Origin of the sequence: Pseudooceanicola endophyticus (assembly GCF_018760365.1) — a bacterium.
In the GTDB taxonomy this organism is placed as follows: Bacteria; Pseudomonadota; Alphaproteobacteria; order Rhodobacterales; family Rhodobacteraceae; genus Pseudooceanicola; species Pseudooceanicola endophyticus.
Map to the genome: position 1 here is coordinate 125,257 of NZ_JAHIAB010000015.1, position 7,948 is coordinate 133,204.

The following is a 7,948-nucleotide window of genomic DNA, read 5'->3' on the forward strand; positions in this document are numbered from 1 at the left end:
GCCTGAAGGCCCGGCGCGCTAGGGACGCCGCGCCGGAACGCTTTCAGGGGCCTCAGCGGGCCCATTCGCCCTTGCGGAACACCGGCACCCGGGTGCCGTCGGCACGGATCCCGTCGATATCGGTGTCCGGCCCGCCGATCATCCAGTCGACATGGATCATCGAGCTGTTGCCGCCCTGCGCCGCGATCTGCTCGGCGCTCAGCGAGGCCCCGTCGAGGAAGCATTTCGAATAGCACTGGCCCATGGCGATGTGGCAGGCGGCGTTCTCGTCGAAGAGGGTGTTGTAGAACAGCATCCCCGTCTGCGAGATCGGAGAGCTGTAGGGCACCAGCGCGACCTCGCCCAGATGGCGGGCCCCCTCGTCGCTGTCGAGCATCCGGTTCAGCACCGTCTCGCCCTTGGCCGAACGCGCCTCGACGGCGCGGCCGTTCTCAAAGCGCATCTGGATCTCCTCGATCAGATTGCCGTTGTAGGACAGCGGCTTGGTCGCGCGCACCGTGCCGTTGACCCGGTGGGCGTGGGGCGTGGTGAAGACCTCTTCGGTGGGGATGTTCGGGTTGCAGACTACGCCGTTCTGCGCGGTCGAGGCCCCGCCGTGCCATTCGTGGCCCTCGGCCAGCCCGACGGTCAGGTCGGTGCCGGGGCCGGTGAAATGCAGCGCCTCGAAGCGTTCCTCGTTCAGCCAGGCAGAGCGGGTGCGCAGCGCGGCGTTATGCGCAGCCCAGGCGGCGACCGGATCGTCGTTCTTCACGCGGCTGGCGGCAAAGATCGCATCGGCAAGCTTCGCGATGGCCTCGGCCTCGGGCAGGTCGGGGAAGACCTGGCGCGCCCAGCCGGCGGTCGGGAAGGCGATGATGTTCCAGTTGATCTCGAAGGTCGAGATCTTCTCGAGCGCGGGCTTGTAGGCCAGGGAATTCGCCTTGTTGGCGCGGGCCACCTTCTCGGGGTCCTCGGCGGCCAGCGCCATCGGGTCGGCCCCGGCGATCGCCATGCGCGCGGCGCCGCCCTCGAAGGCCTCGGCCATGCCGCGGTACAGCCAGTTCGGCGCCCTGTCGAAACTGTCGTCGGAAGCGTTGCGGAACCGGGCACGGGCGATCTCGTCATCCGAGAAGATCGGCGTGACCACACCGGCGCCGGCACGGTAGGCGCTGGCGGCCACGGCACGCACCAGCGGCAGCGCCTCGACCGGGGCGGTCAGCACCAGATCCTGACCCGGCTGGAGATTGAGGCCGACCTGCACCGAGACATCGGCCAGGCGGGCAAGAAGGACGGGATCGAGAGGGGAGGTGGTCATGGAGGCTCCTTGGCTTCGGCGGCCCGGACGCAACCGGACCCTTTCCTGAAACCTGCCCATTCGGGCGCCAAGTTCAAGGGCCGCGCCGGAAAGCGCCCGCCCGCACCCGGCGCCAAAATGGCCCCGGCAGCGACAAAAGGCCGGGCTCGACGGCACGGGGAGGCCCGGCGATAGTGAACCAGACCGCCGGGGGCGCCCGGGGTGATGCGCGGAGGGCAGCATGCAGGCAGACCGGTCCGAATGGCAGGGCAGCGCGCTTCTGGCGCTGGCGGTCCTGGGTCTGGGCGCCGGGCTGGCGGCGCATCTGGCCGGCCAGCCCGGGATCGCGCACGGCTTCTGGATCGCCGGCACGGCCCCCGCCCTGCTGAGCCTGCTGGCCGAGATCCTGCGCAGCCTGCGCCGCGGCGGCCCGGGGCTGGACATCGTGGCAGCGCTGTCGATGACCGCCGCGCTGGCCTTCGGGGAAACCCTGGCCGCGGCGGTGGTGGCGGTGATGTATTCCGGCGGCACCCGCCTTGAGGCCTTCGCAGAGGGCCGGGCCCGGCGCGAGATGCGCGCGCTGCTGTCGCGGGTGCCGCGCCATGCCACGCGCTACGGCGCCGGGGGGCTGGAACAGGTGCCGCTGGAGGTGATCGGCCCCGGCGACCGGCTGCTGATCCGGCAGGGCGACGTGGTGCCCGTCGATGGCACGCTGGCTTCGGAGGTGGCCTTCCTGAACACCGCCGCGCTGACCGGTGAATCCCTGCCCAGCCGGCGGCTACAGGGCGCCCCGGCCATGAGCGGGGCCACCAATGCCGGCGAGGCCTTCGACCTGATCGCGACCCGGATCGCCCGCGACAGCACCTATGCCGGCATCGTCCGGCTGGTCGAGGCGGCACAGCGCGACCGGGCCCCGATGGCGCGGCTGGCCGACCGATGGTCCCTGGGGTTCCTGGCCATCACCCTGGGGATCGCGACGCTGGCCTGGGGACTTAGTGGCGATCCGATCCGCGCCGTTGCCGTGCTGGTGGTCGCCACCCCCTGCCCGCTGATCCTGGCGGTGCCGGTGGCGCTGGTGGCGGGGATGTCCCGGGCCTCCCAGATGGGGGTGCTGATCAAGGGCGCGGGGCCGCTGGAACGAATGGCCGGCATCCGCACCCTGATCCTCGACAAGACCGGCACCCTGACCGAGGGACGGCCGCAGATCTCGGCCATCCTGCGCCGCGAAGGCCCCGATCCGCCCGAGATCCTGCGCCTGGCTGCCGCCCTCGACCAGGCCTCCCAGCATCCGGTGGCCCAGGCGATGGTGGCCGCCGCCCGGGCCCGGGACCTGCCCCTGCCCGCCCCCTCGGAGGTGACCGAATGCGCCGGAGAGGGGATGCTGGGACAGGTGGACGGGCACCGGGTGATCGTCGGCGGCCATGCCTTCGTGACCGGGCGGATCGGCGTGAGCGCGCCCCGCCCCGAAGGCGCGGCCCCCGGCGCGCTGCTGGTCGCGGTCGCCATCGACGGCGTGCTGGCCGGGCACCTGATCCTGAGCGACCTGCTGCGCCCCGGGGTGCCGGAGACCCTGGCAGGGTTCCGACGCTAGGGCATCCGCCGGCTGCTGCTGGCCACCGGCGACCAGGCCGATATCGCCGCGCGGGTCACCCGGGGGCTGGAGCTGGACGGGCTGCACAGCGAACTGACACCGGACCGGAAGGTGGCGCTCGTGCGCCAGGAACGCCGGGCGGGCCCGGTGATGATGGTGGGCGACGGGGTCAACGACGCCCCGGCGCTGGCGCTGGCCGATGTCGGCGTGGCCATGGGCGCGCGCGGCGCCGCCGCCTCGGCCGAGGCCGCCGACGTGGTGCTGCTGGTCGACCGCCTCGCGCCGCTGTCCGCCGGCATTGCCATCGCCCGGGCCGCCCGCCGCATCGCGCTACAAAGCGTTGTCGCCGGGATCGGCCTGTCGGTGCTGGGCATGCTGGCCGCCGCCTTCGGGTTTCTCAGCCCGGTGCAGGGAGCGATCCTGCAGGAGGGGATCGACGTCGCGGTGATTCTGAACGCGCTGCGGGCGCTGCGGATCCGGCCCTGGCCGCGCTCAGCGCCGGGCCAGTAGGTCGATCGGTGCCGAGGTCCCGGAATGGCCCGGCCCCCGTGCGGCCAGACCTCGTAGCGGCGCAGTTCCGGGATCTCGCAAAAGGCGAAGACCTCATGCAGGAGCGCCTCGCGCATGAAGCTGCCCGACCGCCTTCGGGCCGCCGGTGCCATGGGCGATCTGCGCGGGCGTGTCGCCATGGACCAGGATCAGCCTGCCGGGCCGGGTGACCCGGATCATGCCCACGACGACCGCGCGGCGCCAGGGGCAGGAACTGGACACAGATCCCGACCACCAGGCCGAAGGGCGCCGCGTCCCTGCCCCGCCCGGGTCAACATCGTTCGGGTCCCATTCCGGCGCCCGAGGTTCAATTCGGAACGTCTTGCGGTAAGTAATTCCACACCTTCAACGTATGAAGCGCAATCAGACAGGTCTATCCCTGCCCTCAACGCAACGCCGCATCCGCGCGGCCCTGACGAGGACAAGACCATGATCGACCTTTCTTCCAACCTCCTCGGCGCCGCCGGCGCCGGTTCCGCAACCGCCATCGCCCTGGCCGCCCTGCTGCTGAGGCTGAGCCTTGGCGGGCTCTTCCTGGCCCATGCCTACCTGAAATACTTCGTCTTCACGCCGAAGGGCGCGGCTGGCTTCTTTGCCTCGCTCGGTGTGCCGGGCTGGTTCGCCTACCTCACCATCGCCGCCGAGACCCTGGGCGGCATCGCCCTGATCCTGGGCTTCCAGACCAGCCTGGTCGCGCTGCTTCTGATCCCGACCCTGCTGGGCGCTGCCATCCTGGCCCATGGCAAGAACGGCTTCTGGTTCAACAATGAAAACGGCGGCTGGGAATATCCCGCCTTCTGGGCCGTGACCCTGCTGATCCAGGCCCTGCTGGGCGGTGGCGCCCTGGCCCTGACCGCCTGAGCCCGACCCGCAGCAAAAGACCCCCGGCACTGCCCGTGCCGGGGGTCTTTTCATGTCTGGAACCTGGCTGAAGGCCCCGCCTTCAGTGCCGGATCCGCATCGCCGCGATCCGCGCCGAGGTCGGTCGGTTGGCCCGCCGGATCAGCAGCACCACCAGCGCGAAGACCACGAACAGAAGCCCGATTCCCGGCAACCCGTACCAGGGCTTGAAGAAGGACAGGAGAGCGAGTGCCGCAAGGGACGCCAGGAAGGTCGATACGACAAGGAGCTCCGATAATTTCATCTCGTCTTGCTTTCGTTCTTAGAGAAGCGCCGCCTCAGACCGCCCGGGCGCGGCTCCGCAGAGCCGTTCGGCGCAGGCCCCACCGGTAGCGAAGAACCGCCGGAACGGCGAGTGGCCGGACGGGCATCAGCGCCGGATTGCCGATCTCCCGCCACTCGGGGGGCGCCGCCGCGTCTTGGCGCCGCCCCGCCCGGGCTGCTACATGCGCAGCGACACTAGCCCCAAGAGGATTTGGCGATGATCCAGCCCACTGCTTCGTTCAAGGACAACCTGGCCCTGCTGCCGTCGATCGAGGGCCTCGCCCGTCTCGACCTGACCGACCCGAGCGGCGCCCTCGTGGCCTCGATCGAGAACCAGCCCGGCAAGCAGGGCTCGCTTGCCGTCTACCAGTACCTGCAGCAAAGCTTTGGCGCCCTGACCGCCGAGGCCGCCGCCCACGGGCTGGAGGTCTTTGCCGAACATACCCAGGACGCCCGCAACCGCCCCGGCGCGCATCCCAACATCGACCGCCTGATCGAGATCGTGGCCGGCGGCGCCCCCCTGAACATGCAGGTTCAGGCTGCGTAACGGCCCCTTGAAGCCCGGGGCAGGCCCTGCAGCGGCATGCCCCGGGCCCGGCCTTTTCGGCAAGGGCCCTCAAGAGGTGTGAACCGCCCCATGTTTGCCGGAGGCTCCAACTGCTGAGCAGGATGGCGCATCATGAACGGGACGAGAAACAGGTTTTCCCCCGACCTGCGCGCGCGTGCGGTTCTGATGGTCCTGGATCACAGCGGCCAGATGGCACTCGCCGTCAGGTGATCGTGCCAAGCGTGGCGAAGATCGGCTGTGCTGCGAACATGTTCAATGAGGGGGCCAAGCGGGCCGAGGTCGACAGCGGCCAGCGGGCGGTCATTGCGACCGGGATGGCCGACCGGCTGAAGGCGCAGGAGCTGCGCCATGCGAACGGGATCCTTCGCAAAGCGTCGGCCCATCCTGCGATGGCAGAGCCCGGCCGCCGGTCGAAGGGATGGCCTGCTTCACCGACGAACGGGAGGCGCACGGGGGGCGAGCCGATCCGCAGGGGGCTGCCGATTGCCCCATCCAGCTGCTGCGATCGCCTGACCAAGCAGGCCGAGCCGGCCCGGGTGTCGGGTCGTACCCGGCGCGACGCAGCCCTGCGCCCCGAGATCGGGCACGTCTTAGAAAAGACCTGGCGCGTCTGCGGCATGCGCAAGATCTCTGGCGACAGCTGGATCGGGAAGGCTTCGCGGGTGCCCGCTGCACGGTGGCCCGGCGCCCTCTCGGGACATTGCTTCGCACTGCCCTGCCGGGCAGTGGATGAAGGGCATGGGTCTTCAAGGTATCATCCGGGCCAAGCCGCTCAAGACGGGGATCCCCGACAACAAGGCCCCGGGCCCGCTGGACAGGAGGAACCGGCAGTTTCGGGGTGCCTGCGCCAAACCTGTTTTGGGTCAGCGATTTCACCGAAGTCGCCCCCTGGCAAGGGCGGGGCGTCTCATTCGGGGTTGTGCGCGAAGCGATGGCGCACGGGCCCCTCATCCTTCATGCGCGACGCCTTCGCCCGTCGCATCGTCGGCTGGCGGGGAAGCCGAACAGCGCATCAGGCTTCGTGCGCCACGCCTTGGGATCGGCGGTTCACCAGCGGCAGCCGGGTGCCGGCCCGAGCATCATGGCGATCACGGCGCGCAATATCTATCGATCAGGTGGGCCGAGGCCGGATCGAGCCCTCCGTCGCTCGCGTCGGTGCCTCCTGTGACACCACCTTGGCCGAGACGATCAAAGGTCTTTTCAAGGCCGGGGCAATCCACCGCCAGGGCCCCTGACGCAGCTTCGATGCCGTCGACCATGCCACCTCGAATGGGTCGACCGGTTCAACAACCGCCGCCTGCTCGAACCGATCAGCCACATGCCACCTGCAGAGGCAGACTTCCGCACGGCTCTGGAAACGGCAAACATGGCAGCACAACTCACCGAAATCAGCCTCCGGAAAACTCGGTACATTTCACGCTGTCATCTGTTGATCTGACTCCGACTACCCCACAATAGGCGTGGCCAGGCAAGCAACGCGCAACCGACTTACGACAGCGCCATCTAGGTTGGAGACATTCTTCTCCAGAAACCACTCCAACTTTTCAATGTAGTGCGCTGCATGAAACGGCAGTCCCGATGATCGGGAGGGCGCAAAGTGATGAGACTCACGAACGCAAGTATGACCCGCCCGATAAGCGACCGGCCTCAATCCATCCCAAAACCTGACCGAGGCTAAGCCCCGCTTAAAGAATATTGTGTCGGTGCCGAGATAATGTGACCGTGGACACAGCGCTCCTTCCATTACGAGCGCAGCGGCATGACTGAAAGATGGCGGAACAGGAACGACAGCTTCGTTCTTCCGACCGTGGCCTTCCAGATTATGCCCCACGACACCGTGGATGAGCGGTCCACTGCAGCTGCGACGCCGCAAAGCACGCTCTAACGAAGATCCACGTAGATCCGGGACCCGTCCTATTTGCAAATGGGCGGGAAGGGGAAGTTCGCCGCAAGCACGAACTTGCCTGAGATCCACCACGGAATCGGACACTCCGCCGGACACGGATATGCTCCACACAGAGGACGGGAAGCGAATAGCTAGGCATCTAAGATTTTGCAGGGACAATGGCGGCTCGGCAGACCCATAATTTCACAGAATAAGTGTATATACAGGCATCTGCGCAGCAATTTCTGCGAAGGGGACGCATGCATTATGAAACTTGCACGCATTGAAATTTTCAATTTTCGCAAATTGCGGCGCGCCCGTCTGGACATGTCGGACAAGCAGACCCTGCTCGTCGGGCCAACAACAGCGGCAAGACATCGGCCATGAAGGCGCTGCGCAAATTCCTGAAGGATCGTGGAGGTATCGACACGCGTGATGTGACAGCCTCAAACTGGCCCGTGATCGAAAAGATTGCGGGCTCCTGGTTACAGGAGGCTGAGGCGGATCTCAGTCCGCTTCTGGCCCAACTTCCGTTTCTCGACGTCTGGCTCCATGCGGACACGTCCGAGTTGCACCATGTCGCGCATCTAATCCCAACGCTCACCTGGACTAGCGGCCTGCTGGGCGTGCGGATACGCTTGGAGCCGAAGAAGGCAGCTGACATTAAGGCTCAGTACCTGACAGCGCGAAAAGCCGCTCAGACGCTGCAACCCGGTGGCGCAACAGCCAACGGATTCGCCCTTTGGCCACGGGACTTTCGAGAATTTTTGGATAAGCTGTTGATTTCCAAGCAGAACTGACCCGGGAGCGCGCGTAATTTCCATTGAGAATTGACCCATGTGACCCTCCCCGCGACGCAGCTTGCAGCGGGGGATTCCGGAGTGATCCACATGGGACTTTTGAACGTCATCCGCCGCA

The 7,948-nt window shown here is 67.5% G+C and carries 6 protein-coding genes, 2 pseudogenes and 1 other annotated feature; of the genes and pseudogenes, 5 read left to right on the forward strand and 3 right to left on the reverse strand.

The window, feature by feature from the left end:
- Window positions 1-52: 52 nt before the first annotated feature.
- The gene (locus KM176_RS21515; RefSeq protein ID WP_160896509.1) at window positions 53-1,294 is read right to left on the reverse strand and encodes an aminopeptidase; all 1,242 of its coding nucleotides are present in this window, start codon (window positions 1,292-1,294) and stop codon (window positions 53-55) included.
- 220 nt (window positions 1,295-1,514) lie between these two features.
- Here KM176_RS21515 and KM176_RS21520 point away from each other — a divergent pair.
- Window positions 1,515-3,374, forward strand: a pseudogene (locus tag KM176_RS21520) (heavy metal translocating P-type ATPase).
- A 93-nt stretch (window positions 3,375-3,467) separates the two neighbouring features.
- Here the strand turns inward: KM176_RS21520 and KM176_RS21525 are convergent.
- Window positions 3,468-3,635, reverse strand: a complete 168-nt coding sequence (locus KM176_RS21525; RefSeq protein WP_160896508.1) for a hypothetical protein — start codon at window positions 3,633-3,635, stop codon at window positions 3,468-3,470.
- A 207-nt stretch (window positions 3,636-3,842) separates the two neighbouring features.
- Here KM176_RS21525 and KM176_RS21530 point away from each other — a divergent pair, with 207 nt between their 5' ends.
- Window positions 3,843-4,274: a DoxX family protein gene (locus KM176_RS21530; RefSeq protein WP_215558822.1), complete on the forward strand. Its 432-nt coding sequence runs from the start codon at window positions 3,843-3,845 to the stop codon at window positions 4,272-4,274.
- 82 nt (window positions 4,275-4,356) lie between these two features.
- Here the strand turns inward: KM176_RS21530 and KM176_RS21535 are convergent, their stop codons facing one another.
- Entirely contained in the window at window positions 4,357-4,557 is a 201-nt protein-coding gene (locus KM176_RS21535; RefSeq protein ID WP_160897325.1) for a hypothetical protein, read from the reverse strand.
- 237 nt (window positions 4,558-4,794) lie between these two features.
- Between KM176_RS21535 and KM176_RS21540 the strand changes: the two genes are divergently transcribed.
- The 3 genes and pseudogenes from KM176_RS21540 to KM176_RS21550 all read left to right on the forward strand — a co-directional run bounded on the left by KM176_RS21540 (window position 4,795) and on the right by KM176_RS21550 (window position 7,830).
- Window positions 4,795-5,124, forward strand: coding sequence for a DUF2322 family protein (locus KM176_RS21540; RefSeq protein WP_160897326.1), 330 nt, complete (start codon window positions 4,795-4,797; stop codon window positions 5,122-5,124).
- Window positions 5,125-5,256: 132 nt separating this feature from the next.
- A pseudogene (locus KM176_RS21545) lies at window positions 5,257-6,583 on the forward strand (IS3 family transposase).
- Window positions 5,522-5,636, forward strand: a sequence feature (AL1L pseudoknot). It overlaps the preceding pseudogene by 115 nt.
- 830 nt (window positions 6,584-7,413) lie before the next feature.
- Window positions 7,414-7,830, forward strand: a complete 417-nt coding sequence (locus KM176_RS21550) for a hypothetical protein (protein WP_236045411.1) — start codon at window positions 7,414-7,416, stop codon at window positions 7,828-7,830.
- The last annotated feature ends 118 nt before the right edge of the window (window positions 7,831-7,948 follow it).

What these genes read in the sequence shown, in the direction of transcription:
- KM176_RS21515 (WP_160896509.1), bottom strand. Translation starts at nt 1,294, where the DNA reads ATGACCACCTCCCCTCTCGATCCCGTCCTTCTTGCCCGCCTGGCCGAT.
- KM176_RS21530 (WP_215558822.1), top strand. Translation starts at nt 3,843, where the DNA reads ATGATCGACCTTTCTTCCAACCTCCTCGGCGCCGCCGGCGCCGGTTCC.
- KM176_RS21535 (WP_160897325.1), bottom strand. Translation starts at nt 4,557, where the DNA reads ATGAAATTATCGGAGCTCCTTGTCGTATCGACCTTCCTGGCGTCCCTT.
- KM176_RS21540 (WP_160897326.1), top strand. Translation starts at nt 4,795, where the DNA reads ATGATCCAGCCCACTGCTTCGTTCAAGGACAACCTGGCCCTGCTGCCG.
- KM176_RS21550 (WP_236045411.1), top strand. Translation starts at nt 7,414, where the DNA reads ATGAAGGCGCTGCGCAAATTCCTGAAGGATCGTGGAGGTATCGACACG.